A 15,146-nucleotide genomic window follows, 5' to 3' on the forward strand; every position below is an offset into this window, starting at 1 on the left:
ATGGTTCGTGACATCGTTCGCGACCTCGGTGACCGATGAAGGTGGGGCGAGTGGCGGGCCCGACGGATCGCCGGGTCCGCGTTTGGTTCGGTCGGTGGCTGGTCGCCGAGTACGTCGCCGATGCCGCGGCGGCGGGCGAGTACGAGGCCGCGATGCGGCGCCGGTTCGCGTCGTTGCGGGTGACGAACGAGCCGGTCCTCGAGCCGGAGCGGTCTGAGGCGTGGGAGTGGTGAGGGGCCTCTTGCCCGTCCGGTGAACCCCCTGTGCAGCACGCGTGGGGCTGTCACCTGCAGCGCGCGTGGGACCGACTAGTACTTCAGGTGTTGTCGGTTAGCCACGTGAGGAGGGGTTTGGTGGCTTGCCAGTCGGTGCGGATTCGGTCGGTCAGGTCGGGGGTGTGGATGACGGGGGCGAAGCCGTAGTTCTTGCTGACGGTGAGGGATTTGTGGCGGAGGAGGTCGATGCGGGGGTGGTCGGCGGGGTAGCCGCGGGGGGTGGTTTTGAGTTTGTCGCCGCCGACGGTCCAGCCGGTCTTCTCCAGCTGGGCGAGGAGCTTCTGGAGTTGTTTGCCGCGGCGGTCGTCGTCGATGGCGGTGCGGACGCGGGCGAGGCGTTCGGACGACGCCTCGTAGAAGCCGGCGGCGACGCGGACGCCGGGGGCCGACACCTGCACGTACCAACCGGTCGACGGCGCGACGTCGATGAACGCGCCCTGATGGGTCTTGTACGGCGTCTTGTCCTTGGCGAACCGCACGTCGCGGTACGGGCGGAAGAGTTTCGCCGTACCGAACTCCTCCTCGAGCTCCGCGAGCAGCGCGGCCATCGGCGCCCGCACCGACTCCTCGTAGACGTGCTTGTGCGCCGTCCAGAAGCTCTTGGTGTTGTCCATTTCGAGGTCGTCGTAGAAGTCCAGCGCCGCAGCCGGGAACCCGGTGAAACTCATGCGGTAACGATAGTTCGGAAGAACTCGCGGACGTCGGCGGCCAGGACTTCCGGCTGTTCGAGGGCGGCGAAGTGGCCGCCGTGCGGGTGGCTGGTCCAGCGGACGATGTTGTCGGTGTGTTCGACCTTGTGTCGCAGCGGGACGAAGTTCTCCCACGCGAGGTCGAGCAGCGCGGTCGGCGTCCGCGACGGCTCGGGCGGTTGACCCCAGTACGGCGCGTGCGCCCGCTCGTAGTAGATCGCGCCGGCCGACCCCGCGGTCCGGGTCAGCCAGTACAGCATCACGTTGGTGAGCAGCAGGTCGCGGTCGACGGCCGACGCCGGGTCCGTCCAGGTCGCGAACTTCTCCGCGATCCACGCGAGCTGCCCGACCGGTGAGTCCGTGAGCGCGTACGCGAGCGTCTGCGGCCGCGTCGACTGCAGGTCGGCGTACCCCTGCTGCTCGGCGAACTCCTGCTGCCGTCGCCACGACGCCCAGGTCCGCTCGCGCTCCGCGGCGTCCAGCGGTTCCAGCTCCGCGGGCGTCGGCTCGGACGTCGCGCCCGCGCCGGGGATCAGGTTGAGATGGACGCCGATCACCCGCGCCGGATCGATCCGCCCGACCTCGCGCGAGATCGCGGCACCCCAGTCCCCGCCTTGTACGCCGTACCGCTCGTACCCGAGCCGCGTCATCAGCTCCGTCCACGCCCGGGCGACCCGCTTGTACTCCCACCCCGGCTCGCGCGTCGGACCGGACAACGTGAAGCCGGGGATCGTCGGCAGGATCAGATGGAAGTCACGCAGCAACCCCGCGACGTCCGTGAACTCGACGATCGACCCCGGCCAGCCGTGCGTCAGCACCAGCGGGATCGCGTCCGGCGCCGGCGACCGCAAATGGGCGAAGTGCACGACAGCGCCGTCGATGACGGTCGTGTACTGCGGCCACTCGTTCAGCCGCGCCTCCGCCCGGCGCCAGCCGTACTCGTCCCGCCAGTACTCGACCAACTCCCGCAAGTACGATACCGGCACCCCGCGGGACCAGCCGACGCCCGGCAGCTCGGACGGCCAACGCACCAGGTCCAGCCGCCGGCGCAGGTCGTCCAGCTCAGCCTCCGGCACGTCCAGCCGGAACGGTTCGATCGTCACCCCTGCACCCTGAGGCATCCGGTGCGGACGCGCACCTGGATTCAGGCGACGACCTGCTCGTGGGCGCGGTCGCGGACGAGCTTGACCGCGACGGAGCCGATCAGGCAGAGCACACCGGCGATGAGTACGGCGATGGTCAGGGTGCTGGCGCCGTTCAGCGCGTTGTCGCAGGCCATCGGGGTGATCCCGGCGGCCGGCCGGAACGCCGACCCGCACTCGGCCCCGCCCGCCGCGACCGTCCGGAAGCCGAGCAGGACACCACCCAGCAGCAGCGCCAGTCCGGCGCCGCCGAGAATCTTGTTCAGCGTGATCACGGTGAGACCGGCTCCGCTGACAGTTGTGGGCATGCCAACGGCATGCCCCATGAGCCCCGTTGCACTTCGATCACTCCTGACTTCGTCGGACCACCCGCTCCGAACCTACGGTCCGGTCCCGGGGGATCCCCACCCGTGGAGCCGGTCAGCACTGATTCTTCACACAGTCCTTACTCAGAACATGACCGGCTGTGACGGTGATCTCAGATCAAATGGGAGGCACTGTCAGCTGAGACGTTCCTCCAGACAGACGGTGATCTCGTCCCCCGGCTCCTTGCCGAGCAGCTTCCGCAGGTCGCCCTTGACGGGCAGTTTGTGCGTCCCGTCACCGAGCGCCATGAACGAGCTCTCGAACGGGTGCCCGTCCATCGTGCCGCGCACCTTGACCAGCCCGCGCGTCCCGAAGTACTCCGCCGACCCGGGCATCTGCAGGTAGGTCCAACCACCCTTGGCGTCGCTCTTCCGCAGCGGCGCGGTGAAGGTCTTGTCCAGCTTTCCGGTCTTCTTGCTCATGGTGAGCTCCTCTCTACACCCCTGGGTAGAGACTGCCGACGCCGTTTCGACATCCCCGGCCAACTTATTCTGAAGATTGTGCAGATGACGATCCGCCGAGCCGGACCCGACGACGTGCCGGCGGTGCTGAAGCTCCTCGACGGGGCGACCGAGTGGCTGGTCGCGCGCGGCCGCACCGACCAATGGGGTACGGCGCCACACTCGACGAGCCCGCGCCGCGTCGAGCAGATCACGTCCTTCGCCGCGGACGGCGGACTCTGGATCGGATCGGCCGCCGACCAGGTGATCGGCGCGCTCGCGGTCGGCGCCGCCCTGGACTACGTGCCGCCGGCCACCGAGCCCGAGTTGTACGTGCGGCTCCTCGTCACCGACCGCGCGTCCAGCGGACAGAACCTCGGCGGCGTACTGCTCGACCACGCCCGCGCGCTCGCCCGCGAGGCCGGCGTACGACTGCTGCGCGTCGACTGCTTCGCGGGCGGCGACGGTGCGCTGGTGCGGTACTACGAGAAGCAGGGCTTCACGCGCGACGTGGCCTTCGCCGTACCGCGGGTCAATGATGTGGACTGGCCGGGTCAGGTGCTGATCCAGCACCTGTGACCGCGCGGTGCACGGTCGTGTGCACCGGACCGTGCGCGTCGCTGCAATGCTCCTCCGGACGGTCAGCAGTCGCGTGGTCGACCTGGAGCGTGGAGTGGGTCAGATGGTGGCGCTCGGCAAGCACCTTCTCGATGCGGATCCGGATCTCGTGGCAGTCCAGGCCCTCCGCGACCAGGACGTGCGCCGACGCGGCGGGTTCGCCGGAGGTGATCTCCCAGACGTGCAGGTCGTGCACCTCGACGACGCCCTCGACCGCGCACAGTTCGGCGCCGAGCGCCTGCGGGTCGATCGCGGTCGGCGCGGCCTCGAGGAAGATCCGGCCGGAGTCGCGGACCAGGCCGACGCCCGCCTTGAGCATCAGGACGGCGACCACGAACGCGGCGATCGAGTCCGCACGGGTGAAGCCGGTGAGCAGGACGACGAGACCGGCGATCGCGGTGGCGATGAACGCGAACAGGTCGTTCAGGATGTGCTGGAAGGCGCCCTCGACGTTCAGGCTGGCGCGGTTCGCCTTGCTGATCAGCCAGGTGGCGACCAGGTTCACGACGATGCCGACCACGCCGGTGATCAGCACCAGGGCGCCCTCGACCTCGGGCGGGTGGATCAGCCGGTTGACGGCCTCGTACACGAAGAACGCCGCGAGCAGCAGCAGCGTGATGCCGTTGGCCTGTGCGGAGAGGATCTCGACGCGCTTGAAACCGTAGGTGAAGCCGCCCGCCGGGGGTCTCGCGGCGAGCCGGATCGCGAGCAGGGCCAGGGCGATCGCGATCGCGTCGGTCAGCATGTGCGCCGCGTCGGTGACCAGCGCGAGCGAGCCGGCCGCGATCCCGACGACCACCTCGGCGGCCATGAAGCCGAGGATCAACGCGAGTGCGGTGCCGAGCAACTTCCGGTCCGCGGCGGCGTTGACCGCGTGGCCGTGCCCGTGTCCCGCGCTCACGACTCCGACCTCTCCGGGTGAATGGCGTCCGTGTGCTCCGTGTGCGCGACGGCGAGGTCCAGCAGCATCCGCACGTGCGCGTCGTCCAGCCGGTAGAAGGCGTTCCGCCCGTCCCGCCGTACGGCGACCACGCGGTGCGCACGCAGCAGCCGGAGCGCGTGCGACGTCGCGGACTCGCTCAGCCCGGTGATCGCGGCGAGATCGCAGACGCACAACTCCCCGTCGAGCAACGCGACCAGCAGCTTCAGCCGCCGCGGATCCCCCAGCAACCCGAACACATCAGCCGTGTCGACGATGTCGTCTTCACCGGGCATCCTGGCATTGACGCTCGCCACCCGCTCCGGATCCACCAGCCGCACCCGGCAGTCATCGAGCTGCACATCTGCAGAACTCTTCATATATTCACGGTAGATCATCAGCCCCTCCACCGGCAACACTGTCCTGCGTGAACGCCGTGGAGGACCTGTGGTTCAGCCACAAGTTCCTCGACGTGCCGTCGGCCGAGCCGTGGCGCTCGGCGCCGTGCGGGGGTCGTTCGGTGGGCAGCTGGTGAGTCTGCGGTGGATCTACCTGCACATGATCGAGGAGACCGCGCAGCACCGCGGTCACCTCGATCTGCTGCTGGACGCCGTACGGCAGGCGCGCTCCGGCAGATCACCGGCGCAGGTGACGCCTGGTGAAACCGGACCTCACTCGTAGCGCAGGGCGGTGGCGGGGTAGGTGCGGGAGGCTTTGAGGCTGGGGAGCCAGGTGGTGAGGATCGTCGAGACCACCACGACGACGAGGATGACGCCGAGCGCGGTCCACGGGGGTTTCAGCGTCAGGTTCTCCATTCCGGGCTGGCCGGAGGCGTCGGTGATGACGTTGGCCGCGACCAGCAGACCCAGCACCGCTCCGGCGGCCACGCCGATCAGCGTGATGAACAACGACTCGACCAGGAAGATCATCTGCACCATCCGGGCCTGGAAGCCGATCGCCCGCAGTACGCCGATCTGCTGCCGCCGCTCGACCACCGAGCGGGCGCTGATCACGCCCAGGGCGGCGACTCCGATCACCAGGCCGAGCCCCAGGAACCCGAGCACCAAGTACTGGAACGTCAGGCTCGCGCCGACCGCGTCCCGCTGCGCCTCGCGTTGTGCCGTGGCCTGCATCCCGTTGTCGAGGAACGCCGACTCGAGCTGTTTCGCGACGACGACCGGGTCGGCGTCCGGAGCCGTCCGGAAGTACCAGACGCTCGGCGTCGCCGGCGCACCCAGCGGCGCCACGGTCCGTTGCGCCGTCGAGATGCCGAGCATCGCGAACGGCACCGTGTCGGCGAGTACGCCGATGACAGTCAGCCGCAGCGTCTTGCCGGACTGGATGTCGCGGACCTCGACGGGCACGGGCCGGAAGCTCCCGTCCTCCAGGTAGAACCCGGTGAGCCCGAAGTCCGAGACCTTCGGCGTGCCGAAGTTGTCGCGCCGCGGGACGGAGTACGCGTCCACGACCGCCAGGCCGGGATTGCGCGCCACCGCGTCCCAGACCTCGCGGTCGGAGCCGTAGCCCGCGGCCCTGAGCGCGAAGCCGTACGTCGTCGACCGGGTGAACTCGTCGTCGAGACCCCTGAGGACGTACCCGGGATAGGTGCTCTGCCCCACCTGACGGGCCTGCACCGGGAGGTACGACTGGCCGGCGACCGCGGCGATGCCGGACCGGTCGAGCCCTTGCGCGGTGGCCAGCGCCTGGTCCATGTCCGTGATCGGCGCGAGTGGTGAGGTCTGCGCGGTGACGTCGTACCCGCCGCCGAAGGTGTCCTCGTCGTTGTACGCCGCCACGAACGACCCGGAGGTCGCCGATCCCACCACCAGGGTGAACACGACCAGCATGAACAACCCGATCGTCGCGCCGGTGCGGAACCGGGTCCGCAGCGGCTGGGCGATCGCGGTCCGGACCACCGGTGCGGCATGCCGGGATCGTCCGAACGCCCACATCAGCGCGGACTGCAGGGCGGTCGCGTTGTGGACGACGATCATCGTCGCGCCCGCCACCAGCAGCAGCCCGGCCAGAACGAAGACGGAGAACCCCATCCGCAGCCCCGGCACCAGCCGCTCGTAGACCGAGAACGGCAGCAGGTTCCACACCAGGACACCGAGACCGGCCACGGTGTAGGTCAGCCGTTCGCTGCCGCCGAGCAGGCGGATCAGCGGGACCAGGGCGAAGATCAGCAGCGTGCCGCCGGCGAGCAGCAGTTCCGCGCTCTTGCCGCGATACGCCAGTACGACGAACGCGGTGCCGAGCAGGAGTGTCCAGGCGATGTGGACGCCCCACGCCCTGCGGCGGCGGCGTTTCGGCGGCTGGGGCAGGTTGCGCACCGCGGTGACGATGTTGAGCCGGCTGACCCGCCACGAGGCGATCAGCACCACCGCGAGGGTGAGCAGCACGCCGAGGGCGAAGGACACGATCAGGCTGGTCGCGGTCAGGCGGTACCGGATCGTCACCATGCCGGGCCCGGACAAGGCGCCGGCGATCGCCCGGACCATGCCGATCGAGAGGCCGAGCCCCAGGACGGCGCCGACGACGGCAGCCAGGATGTCGTACGCGACGCCCTCGAACACGAACATCTGGATCAGCTGGCGCCGCTGCGTACCGATCGCGCGCGCGGTGCCCATCTCGCCGCGGCGCTCCGCGGCGAGCATGACGAAGACCAGGAAGATCAGCAGCACGCCCGCCGAGATCGTGAACGTTCCCATCGTCGAGAACATCGACAGGAAGCTCGCACCCTGTTCGTCGGCCTGGTCGAGACCGTCGCGCTTGACCGGGTCCACGAACAGTCCGAGTTCGGCCGTCGTCGGCTGCAGCGCCCCGACGACCTCGTCGGTCCGGTCGGCGCCGCTGACCTCGTTGCCGTCGTTCGACACCAGGATCTGCTGGACACCCGTACCGGCACCCAGCAGTTGCTGCGCCGCCCGGAGCGGCATCAGCAAGGCCCCGCCGTCGGTTCCGGTGCCGTCGTACTCGACCACCTGGCTGACGGTGAGCCGCTGCTGACGGCCGGCCGCGAACACGACCAGCTGATCGCCCGGCCCCGCGGCGAGATCGTCGGCCGCGTCGGCGTTCAGGAACGTCTCCCCTGCCGCGAGCTCGTCCAGCCGCAGGTTCGCACCCGCTGTGCTGCGGAGCCGGCCGAATGCCGACGACGGATCCGTCGCGAACAGGGTGACGTGCGGCTCGCTCGCCCGGCTGCTCGCGTTCTGGACGGCGACCGATTCGCTGATCGCCGGCGCGACGGCGTCGACGGCCGGCACCTGCCTGGCCGCGTCGACCACCCGAGCCGCCTCGGCCGCGGTCAGGAAGCGCGCGCCCGCTCCGCGGCCGAGAGTGACGATGTCGGGTTCGTCGGTGGAGCGCGCCGACACGATCTCGTCGGTCTGGCCGTACGTCGTGATCACCGACGTCCGGACGGTGTGCGAGATGATGTCGCCGAATCCGAGGGCGGAGGCGATGATCATCGTCCCGAGCATCAGGCCGCCGACGATGATCGCGGTCCGGCCGCGGCGCCGGGCCATGTTCCGGACGCCGAGTTTGAACAACACTCTGTTCCGCACGGCCAGTGCGGCCACCACGGCCAGCGTGACGACGACGAGCAGGCCCAGTACGACGGACAACGCCGCGACGGGTGCACCGAACAGTTCGCTCATGACCCGCATCCCCTCAACTCGTGGCGGGGGCGGTCGCCTCCACGGACGGCAGCTCGGCCAAGGCGAGCCGGTAGCGCTCCCGTCCCGGTGGCGACCGGAAGATGGTGGTGTAGCGCTCCAGGACCTCGGCGTAGAAGCCTTCCGTTCCGGCCGCGTCGGCCGCGTCGGCGGTCTCCCAGAAACTGACGATCGCGCCGAGCCCCTCCGGCGTGGCCATCACCAGGACGCCCGCGTAGCCGGGCTGCCGGTGCAGCTCCGGCAGCACCTCGGCCCGGAACCGCTCGACCGCCGACCCGGTGTCGATCCGGACGGTGTCGATCTCAAGCAACGTGAGACGCGTGAACATGGCTGAGCTCCCTCCGGGGCGCGTTCACGGACTGCTCGTCGACCACCTGGCCGTCGAGCATCCTGATGATCCGGTCGGTCCGCCGGCCGACGGCGATGTCGTGGGTGACGATCAGGAAGGTCAGGCCGCGCTCGCGGTTCAGGTTCCGCATCAGCGAGGTGATCTCGTCGGCCGACTCGCTGTCCAGGTCTCCGGTCGGCTCGTCGGCCCAGACGATCGCCGGGGTGTTGACCAGTGCCCGGGCGATGGTGACCCGCTGCCGCTCCCCGCCCGAGAGCTCGTCCGGGACGTGGTCCGCGCGACCGGCGAGACCGACCAGGTCGAGCGCCTCGATCGCCCGTTCCCGGGCGGCCTTGGGCGCCTGCCCCGCGAGCAGCAGCGACAGCTCGACGTTCTCCACCGCGGACAGTACCGGCATCAGGTTGTAGAACTGGAAGACGAACCCCATCCGCTCGGCGCGGTACCGGGTCCGGGCCCGGTCCGGCAGCTCGGTGAGGTCGACGCCTTCGATCAGGATCTCGCCGCCGTCGATCTCGTCCAGCCCGGACAGGCAGTTCAGCAGCGTGGTCTTGCCGCACCCGCTCGGACCCATCACCGCGGCCATCTCGCCACGGCGCAGCTCCAGGTCGATCCCCTGCAGGGCGTTGACCTGGACCTGCCCGGTGTCGTACGTCTTCCGTACGGCGGTGGCGCGCACGATCACGTCGCCCTGGAAGTCCTCGGTACGCAATGGCCGATCGGCCCGGCGCTTCAGCATCACGGTCCTCCTCACTGGCGGCGGGCGGGAACGAAGGCTCGTTCCTTCCAGGCTTGGCGGCCCGGCGCCCGCCGGTCAGGGACGAACGTCCCGCGTACGGCGTGCCGAAGGTCCGGGCCGGCGATCAGGCCAGCGAGACCAGGTCCAGGTAGTCGTCGGACCAGAGGTCTTCGGTGGCCTCGGGGAGGATGAGGACCCGGTCGGGGCGGAGGGATTCGATGGCGCCTTCGTCGTGGGTGACCATGACGATCGCGCCCGGGTAGTTGCCGACAGCTCCGAGCACCTCGTCGCGGGAGGCCGGGTCGAGGTTGTTGGTCGGCTCGTCCAGCAGGAGCACGTTCGCACTCGAGTGGACCAGGCCCGCCAGCGCGAGCCGGGTCTTCTCGCCGCCGGACAGTACGCCGGCCGGCTTGTCGACGTCGTCGCCGCTGAACAGGAACGAGCCGAGCACGTTGCGGACCTCGCCGTCGGTCAGGCCGGGGGCCACCGCTGCGAGGTTCTGCCGGACGGTGCCGGCCAGGTCCAACGTGTCGTGCTCCTGCGCGAAGTACCCGAGCCGCAGACCGTGACCCGGTACGACGCGCCCGGCGTCCGGCTGTTCCCGTCCCGCGAGCAGCCGGAGCAGCGTGGTCTTGCCCGCGCCGTTCAGCCCGAGGATCACGACCCGGCTGCCGCGGTCGATCGCCAGGTCCACGCCGTCCAGCACCTGGAGCGCGCCGTACGACTTCTTCAGCCCGACCGCCGACAACGGCGTCCGCCCGGACGGCGCCGGGGCCGGGAGCCGGATCTTCGCGACCCGGGCGGCCCGCCGTACCGGCTCGAGGTCGGACAGCAGCTTGTCCGCGCGCCGCGCCATGTTCCGGGCGGCGACGGCCGTGGTGGCGCCGGCCTGCATCTTCGCGGCCTGCGCGTGCAGCACCGCGGCCTTCCGCTCGGCGACCGCGCGTTCGCGCTGCCGGCGGCGTTCGTCCAGGGCCAGCTGTTCGAGGTACTTCGTCCAGCCGGTGTTGTGGACGTCCATCGTCAGCCGCTGCGGGTCGAGGTGGAAGACCCGGTTGACCGTTGCCTTGAGCAACTCGCGGTCGTGGCTGATGACGATCAGCCCGCCGGGGTACGACAGCAGGAACTGCCGCAGCCACTGCACCGAGTCGGCGTCGAGGTGGTTGGTCGGCTCGTCGAGCAGCAGTGTGTCGTGCTGCGCGAACAGGATCCGGGCCAGCTCGACCCGGCGGCGCTGACCGCCGGACAGCTCCCCGATCGGCTGCTCGAGCGCACGGTTCGGCAGGCCGACGCCGGCCGCGAGCCGCGCCGCCTCCGCCTCGGCCGCGTACCCACCACCGGCCTGGAACTCCGCCTCGGCCCGCGCGTACGCCGCCATGGCCTTCTCCTGGGCCTCACCGGTGGCGGTGCTCATCGCCGTCTCGGCCGCACGAAGCCGCCGTACGGCGGTGTCGAGGCCCCGCGCGGACAGGATCCGGTCGGTGACGGTGATCGCGGGATCCGCCGCGCGCGGATCCTGCGGCAGGTAGCCGATCGAACCGGTGACAGCGATCTGCCCCGCCGCCGGCCGGGTCTCGCCGGCCAGGGTCTTCATCAGGGTGGTCTTGCCGGCGCCGTTACGGCCGACGAGCCCGACGCGGTCGCCCGCGCCGACAGTGAACGAAACATCCGCCAGCAGCAGCTGAGCGGCGACCCGCAGGTCGACACCGCGAACGGTGATCATAATGGTTACTCTCCGTGTTAGCCAATGGACGCACCTCACCTGTAGAAGCGGGTGCGCCGGCTAGACACAGAGGCAAGTAGCCATGCGCCCACGGTATCCGGGCCGGCCGGGAACCGTCAGCTGATTTTCGCCGGGAGCTCGATCACGAACCGCGCGCCGCCGTCCGGCGGCTCGGTGACGTGGATGGTGCCGTGGTGCCACTGCACGTGCCGGGCGACGATCGCGAGGCCGAGGCCGACCCCGCGGCTGCGCCCGGCCGTCTCGCCGCGGCCGAACCGCTCGAAGATCCGCGCCCGGTCCTCGACCGGGATGCCGGGACCCGCGTCGTCGACGGTGATCACCACGCCGAGCCCACCGGCCGCGACCCCGACGCCCTTGCACCCGCCGGCGTGGTCCTCGGCGTTCTCGACCAGGTTTGCGATCACCCGCTCGAGCCGCCGCTTGTCCGCCTGCAGGGTGAGCCCTTCGGCGCCCGGCTCGACCACCGTCACCGCGCGCCCGGCGGTCGCGTCGGCCGCAGCCCGGACCAGGTCGGCGATCCGGACGATCTCCCGGCTCCCCCGGTCCCCGCCGTCGTCGCGGGAGATCTCCAGCAGGTCGATCACCAGTCGCCGGAACCGTTCCAGGTCGTCGCCGAGCAGCTCGACCGGCTCTCGTACGGCGGCCGGCAGCTCGGACCGGTGGTTCTGGATCAGCTGCATCGAGTTCAGCATCGTCATCAACGGCGTGCGGAGCTCGTGGCTGACGTCGCCGGCGAACCGCGCGTCCGCCGCCACCCGCCGCTCGAGGTCGGCCGCGGTCTGGTTGAACGACCGCGCCAGGCCGCCGAGGTCCTTGTCGTTCTCCGCGTGCAGCCGGGCGTCCAACTTCCCGCGCGCGACCGCGTCCGCGACCCGGGTCAGCTCGGCCAGCGGCCGCAGCGCCAGTGTGCTCGCCAGCCTCCCGACCGCGAGGCCGATCAGCGCGGTCGCGATCGCCGCCGCGATCAGCGTGATCGCCAACGTCCGCAGCGTGTTGTCCAACGCGCTCAGCGGATGCCACTCGAAGAACGCCTCGCCCTGGCGCCCGACCGGTACGCCGACCGCGAGCACCGGCTGGCCGCCCACCTCGATCCGCCGGTGCATCACCGAGCCGTGGATCGCGCCCTGGATCAGGTCCTGCGGGAGATCGGACGGTTTCCCGGTCAGCGCGTACCACTCGCCCTCGAGGTAGAGCATCGACGCGGCCGCGTCCGTCGACGGGAGGCCGTTCAGCACCTCCATCGGGGACACGTCGGAACGCAGCATCGGGCTCGGGCACTCGACGCGTTCGCGGACCGGCGGGCACGGCTCCGGCGGCCCGAACAGCCCGTACCGCAACGCGGCCGCGTTGTCCTCGGTCACCGTCACTGCCGACGACTCGCGCTGCTGGACGAGGTAGTCCGAGACGACACTCCACGTGACGATCGCCAGCACGGTCGACAACCCCAGCGCGAGCAGGCCGTAGGCCAGCATCACGCGACCCCGCAGGGTGACCCGCCCCAGCAACGTCAGCTCACCAGTCGGTAGCCCAGGCCACGGGCGGTGACGAGATGGGTCGGGCTGGCCGGGTCACGCTCGATCTTCAGCCGGAGCCGCCGGACGTGGACGTCGACGATCCGGCTGTCCCCGAAGTACCCGTAGCCCCAGACCTTCGACAGCAACTGCTCGCGGCTGAGCACCTTGCCCTCGGCGCCGGCCAGCTCGGCGAGCAGCTTGAACTCGGTCCGGGTCAGCGCCAGCACCTCGCCGTCGCGCGTCACCTCGGCTCCCGGTACGTCGATCCGCAGGTCGCCGACCTCGAGCAGGTCGGGCTGGCGCGCGTTGCCCGGCTCGACGCGGCGCAGCAGCGCGCGGATCCGCGCCGACAGCTCCTTCGCGACCAGCGGCTTCGTCACGTAGTCGTCCGCGCCCGCCTCCAGCCCGGCGACCACGTCGTGGCTGTCCGTGCGCGCGGTCACCATGATCACCGGTACGTCGCTCGCGCGCCGGATCTCGCGGCACACCGTGAACCCGTCGCGGTCCGGCAGCATCAGGTCCAGCAGCACCACGTCCGGCGGTTCCCGGCGCAGCGCGGCCAGAGCGTCGTACCCGTTGGCCGCTTCCGCGACCTGGTACCCCTCGTCCTCCAGGGCGAGCCGCAGTACCCGCCGGATCCGCGGCTCGTCGTCGACCAACAGCAGGCTGTGTGCCACCGCTCAAGTGTCGCTCAACTCCGGGGTTACCGCTGTCATGAAACCGTCATGTTCGCGCGGGCCGCCGGTGACATCTGATTGACGGTTCGGTGACCCGGGATCCGGTCCGGCCCGCAAGTCCTACCTTCGGCGCTATCGAGTCCCGGAGGAGGACCAATGGCCAGAAGAGGGCTGGCGGCTGTATCGCTCGTCGCCGTCGCGAGTATTGCGCTGGCGGCGTGCAGCAGTGGCGGAGGCGCGACGACGTCCGGCACCGGAAGCGGATCCGGTACGCCGGTCGCGGGCGGCACCCTGAACATGCTCGGGGCGGGCGACGTCGACTACATGGATCCCAACATCAGCTACTACTCGGTGGGTTACCTGAACCTGCGGATGTGGAGCCGGCAGCTGTTCGCGTACCCCGCGGACCCGAACGGCAAGAACACCACGCCGGTCCCCGACCTCGCCACCGAGATCCCGACCGCGGCGAACGGCGGGATCAGCGCCGACGGGAAGACGTACACGATCAAGCTCCGTCCGGGTGCGAAGTGGGGCACCACGCCGGCCCGCCAGGTCACCGCCGCCGACGTGGTCCGCGGCGTGAAGCGGACCGCCAACCCGGTGCAGCCGTTCGGCGGCATCCCGGACTTCTACCACCTGATCCTCGGCTACCAGGCGTTCGCCGACGGGTTCGCCAAGGCGCCGAAGACGGTCGCCGGGATCCAGCAGTACATCGACAAGACGCCGTTGCCGGGTGTGGTGGCGAAGGACGACACGACCGTCGTCTTCCACCTGACCCAGCCGGCGACGTACTTCGTCGACATGCTGACGCTGCCGGCCTTCTCCCCCGCGCCGGTCGAGGCGCTCAAGTACCTGCCGGGCAGTACCGAGCTCGGCAACAACTATCCGTCCGACGGTCCGTACAAGGTCGACTCGTGGGTGCCGACGAAGTCGATCACGTACTCCCGCAACCCGGCGTGGGACCCCGCGTCCGACCCGGTGCGGAAGGCGTACGTAGACAAGATCGTCATCAACGAGACCGTCACGCAGGACTCGGTGCAGCAGCAGTTGCAGACCGGTACGCCGTCCGCGGACATGGAGTGGGACGTCGCGCCGCCGCCGTCGCAGCTGCCCGCGCTGCAGGCGAAGAAGGACCCGAAGCTGACCATCGGCGACACGGCCGGTTCGAACCCGTACGTCATCTACAACACCGCCTCGCCGAACAACAACAAGGCGCTGCAGAACCCGAAGGTGCGGCAGGCGATCAGTTACGCGATCAACCGCGACCACATCCTGCAGGTGCTCGGAGGGAAGACGCTGAACCCGCCGCTGACGCACGTGCTGCCGGACGTGATCACCGGCTCGAAGCAGATCGATCCGTACCCGTACGACCCGGACAAGGCCAAGCAGCTCCTGGCCGAGGCCGGCTACCCGAACCTGACGCTGAAGTTCCTGTACCGCAACGCGGCCGAGGGCAGCAGCAAGACCTTCCAGACGGTCCAGCAGGACCTGTCCAAGATCGGCATCACGGTCGTCGGCGTACCGTCGCCGAACGCGGACTTCTACGTGAAGTACCTGCAGGTGCCGAGCGTGGCGCGGCGCGGCGTCTGGGACCTCTCGCTTGCCGGCTGGGGCGCGGACTGGTACGGCAACGCGGCGCTGTCGTTCTTCAACCCGCTGTTCTCCGGTGAGCCGTCGTTCCCGCCGGTCGGCTCGAACTTCGGGCTCTACGACGACCCGCAGACCAACGACCTGATCAAGCAGGCGATCGCCGCGCCGACCGTCGACCAGGCCGCCGACCTGTGGGCGAAGGCCGACGCCCGGGTGATGGAGCAGGCCGCGTTCTACCCGCTCACCAGCAACAAGCAGGCGAACTACCGCGCCGAACAGGTCCAGAACGCCGTCTACGTCCCCTCGATGCAGAACTACGACCCGACCAACGTGTGGCTCTCCAAAGACAAGCAGGGCGGCTGAACCTCATGGCCCTGCTTGAAGTAAGGGACCTCCGGGTCTCCTTCGAC

General features: G+C 70.0%; 16 protein-coding genes. 4 read left to right on the forward strand and 12 right to left on the reverse strand.

The features are described 5' to 3' along the window. The first annotated feature begins 50 nt into the window (after positions 1–50). Entirely contained in the window at positions 51–233 is a 183-nt protein-coding gene (locus tag ABN611_RS02340) for a hypothetical protein (protein ID WP_350278075.1), read from the forward strand. A gap of 83 nt (positions 234–316) precedes the next feature. On the opposite strand, the gene ABN611_RS02345 is transcribed toward ABN611_RS02340, so the two are convergent. The 4 genes from ABN611_RS02345 to ABN611_RS02360 all read right to left on the reverse strand — a co-directional run bounded on the left by ABN611_RS02345 (position 317) and on the right by ABN611_RS02360 (position 2,894). Beyond that, positions 317–943: a DUF2461 domain-containing protein gene (locus ABN611_RS02345; RefSeq protein WP_350278076.1), complete on the reverse strand. Its 627-nt coding sequence runs from the start codon at positions 941–943 to the stop codon at positions 317–319. Further along, entirely contained in the window at positions 940–2,067 is a 1,128-nt protein-coding gene (locus ABN611_RS02350; protein ID WP_350278077.1) for an epoxide hydrolase family protein, read from the reverse strand. Before ABN611_RS02350 ends, ABN611_RS02345 begins: the two co-directional genes overlap by 4 nt. A gap of 41 nt (positions 2,068–2,108) precedes the next feature. Then, entirely contained in the window at positions 2,109–2,414 is a 306-nt protein-coding gene (locus ABN611_RS02355; protein WP_350278078.1) for a hypothetical protein, read from the reverse strand. A gap of 192 nt (positions 2,415–2,606) precedes the next feature. Beyond that, on the reverse strand, positions 2,607–2,894 hold the full coding sequence (locus ABN611_RS02360) for a DUF1905 domain-containing protein (protein ID WP_350278079.1): 288 nt from the start codon (positions 2,892–2,894) through the stop codon (positions 2,607–2,609). An 84-nt stretch (positions 2,895–2,978) separates the two neighbouring features. On the opposite strand from ABN611_RS02360, the gene ABN611_RS02365 reads away from it, so the two are divergent. Next, entirely contained in the window at positions 2,979–3,491 is a 513-nt protein-coding gene (locus ABN611_RS02365; RefSeq protein ID WP_350278080.1) for a GNAT family N-acetyltransferase, read from the forward strand. Here the strand turns inward: ABN611_RS02365 and ABN611_RS02370 are convergent. Both ABN611_RS02370 and ABN611_RS02375 read right to left on the reverse strand, forming a co-directional pair. Continuing rightward, positions 3,445–4,431, reverse strand: a complete 987-nt coding sequence (locus ABN611_RS02370) for a cation diffusion facilitator family transporter (RefSeq protein ID WP_350278081.1) — start codon at positions 4,429–4,431, stop codon at positions 3,445–3,447. The genes ABN611_RS02365 and ABN611_RS02370 overlap by 47 nt on opposite strands. Beyond that, positions 4,428–4,829: a metalloregulator ArsR/SmtB family transcription factor gene (locus ABN611_RS02375; RefSeq protein ID WP_350278082.1), complete on the reverse strand. Its 402-nt coding sequence runs from the start codon at positions 4,827–4,829 to the stop codon at positions 4,428–4,430. Before ABN611_RS02375 ends, ABN611_RS02370 begins: the two co-directional genes overlap by 4 nt. A gap of 151 nt (positions 4,830–4,980) precedes the next feature. Here ABN611_RS02375 and ABN611_RS02380 point away from each other — a divergent pair, with 151 nt between their 5' ends. Continuing rightward, positions 4,981–5,130 carry a DUF664 domain-containing protein gene (locus ABN611_RS02380; RefSeq protein ID WP_350278083.1) on the forward strand — a complete coding sequence of 50 codons (150 nt, stop codon included), beginning with the start codon at positions 4,981–4,983 and terminating at the stop codon, positions 5,128–5,130. On the opposite strand, the gene ABN611_RS02385 is transcribed toward ABN611_RS02380, so the two are convergent. The 6 genes from ABN611_RS02385 to ABN611_RS02410 all read right to left on the reverse strand — a co-directional run bounded on the left by ABN611_RS02385 (position 5,121) and on the right by ABN611_RS02410 (position 13,146). Then, positions 5,121–8,108, reverse strand: coding sequence for an FtsX-like permease family protein (locus tag ABN611_RS02385; protein WP_350278084.1), 2,988 nt, complete (start codon positions 8,106–8,108; stop codon positions 5,121–5,123). The two genes, ABN611_RS02380 and ABN611_RS02385, sit on opposite strands and share 10 nt — an antisense overlap. A 13-nt stretch (positions 8,109–8,121) precedes the next feature. Then, a complete protein-coding gene (locus ABN611_RS02390; RefSeq protein ID WP_350278085.1) occupies positions 8,122–8,454 on the reverse strand; it encodes a hypothetical protein in 333 nt (110 codons plus the stop codon). Further along, positions 8,429–9,211, reverse strand: a complete 783-nt coding sequence (locus ABN611_RS02395) for an ABC transporter ATP-binding protein (RefSeq protein WP_350278086.1) — start codon at positions 9,209–9,211, stop codon at positions 8,429–8,431. The genes ABN611_RS02390 and ABN611_RS02395 overlap by 26 nt, the downstream gene beginning before the upstream one ends. Before the next feature lie 124 nt (positions 9,212–9,335). After that, the gene (locus tag ABN611_RS02400; protein WP_350278087.1) at positions 9,336–10,934 is read right to left on the reverse strand and encodes an ABC-F family ATP-binding cassette domain-containing protein; all 1,599 of its coding nucleotides are present in this window, start codon (positions 10,932–10,934) and stop codon (positions 9,336–9,338) included. A gap of 116 nt (positions 10,935–11,050) precedes the next feature. After that, the gene (locus tag ABN611_RS02405) at positions 11,051–12,427 is read right to left on the reverse strand and encodes a HAMP domain-containing sensor histidine kinase (RefSeq protein WP_350278088.1); all 1,377 of its coding nucleotides are present in this window, start codon (positions 12,425–12,427) and stop codon (positions 11,051–11,053) included. A gap of 35 nt (positions 12,428–12,462) precedes the next feature. Next, positions 12,463–13,146, reverse strand: coding sequence for a response regulator transcription factor (locus tag ABN611_RS02410; protein WP_350278089.1), 684 nt, complete (start codon positions 13,144–13,146; stop codon positions 12,463–12,465). Between the two features lie 156 nt (positions 13,147–13,302). Between ABN611_RS02410 and ABN611_RS02415 the strand changes: the two genes are divergently transcribed. Continuing rightward, the gene (locus ABN611_RS02415; RefSeq protein ID WP_350278090.1) at positions 13,303–15,099 is read left to right on the forward strand and encodes an ABC transporter substrate-binding protein; all 1,797 of its coding nucleotides are present in this window, start codon (positions 13,303–13,305) and stop codon (positions 15,097–15,099) included. Positions 15,100–15,146: the final 47 nt, after the last annotated feature.

The organism is Kribbella sp. HUAS MG21 (assembly GCF_040254265.1).
Taxonomy (GTDB): Bacteria; Actinomycetota; Actinomycetes; order Propionibacteriales; family Kribbellaceae; genus Kribbella.

What these genes read in the sequence shown, in the direction of transcription:
- ABN611_RS02345 (WP_350278076.1), bottom strand. Translation starts at nt 943, where the DNA reads ATGAGTTTCACCGGGTTCCCGGCTGCGGCGCTGGACTTCTACGACGAC.
- ABN611_RS02405 (WP_350278088.1), bottom strand. Translation starts at nt 12,427, where the DNA reads ATGCTGGCCTACGGCCTGCTCGCGCTGGGGTTGTCGACCGTGCTGGCG.
- ABN611_RS02355 (WP_350278078.1), bottom strand. Translation starts at nt 2,414, where the DNA reads ATGCCCACAACTGTCAGCGGAGCCGGTCTCACCGTGATCACGCTGAAC.
- ABN611_RS02385 (WP_350278084.1), bottom strand. Translation starts at nt 8,108, where the DNA reads ATGAGCGAACTGTTCGGTGCACCCGTCGCGGCGTTGTCCGTCGTACTG.
- ABN611_RS02390 (WP_350278085.1), bottom strand. Translation starts at nt 8,454, where the DNA reads ATGTTCACGCGTCTCACGTTGCTTGAGATCGACACCGTCCGGATCGAC.
- ABN611_RS02375 (WP_350278082.1), bottom strand. Translation starts at nt 4,829, where the DNA reads ATGAAGAGTTCTGCAGATGTGCAGCTCGATGACTGCCGGGTGCGGCTG.
- ABN611_RS02360 (WP_350278079.1), bottom strand. Translation starts at nt 2,894, where the DNA reads ATGAGCAAGAAGACCGGAAAGCTGGACAAGACCTTCACCGCGCCGCTG.
- ABN611_RS02365 (WP_350278080.1), top strand. Translation starts at nt 2,979, where the DNA reads ATGACGATCCGCCGAGCCGGACCCGACGACGTGCCGGCGGTGCTGAAG.
- ABN611_RS02400 (WP_350278087.1), bottom strand. Translation starts at nt 10,934, where the DNA reads ATGATCACCGTTCGCGGTGTCGACCTGCGGGTCGCCGCTCAGCTGCTG.
- ABN611_RS02415 (WP_350278090.1), top strand. Translation starts at nt 13,303, where the DNA reads ATGGCCAGAAGAGGGCTGGCGGCTGTATCGCTCGTCGCCGTCGCGAGT.
- ABN611_RS02395 (WP_350278086.1), bottom strand. Translation starts at nt 9,211, where the DNA reads ATGCTGAAGCGCCGGGCCGATCGGCCATTGCGTACCGAGGACTTCCAG.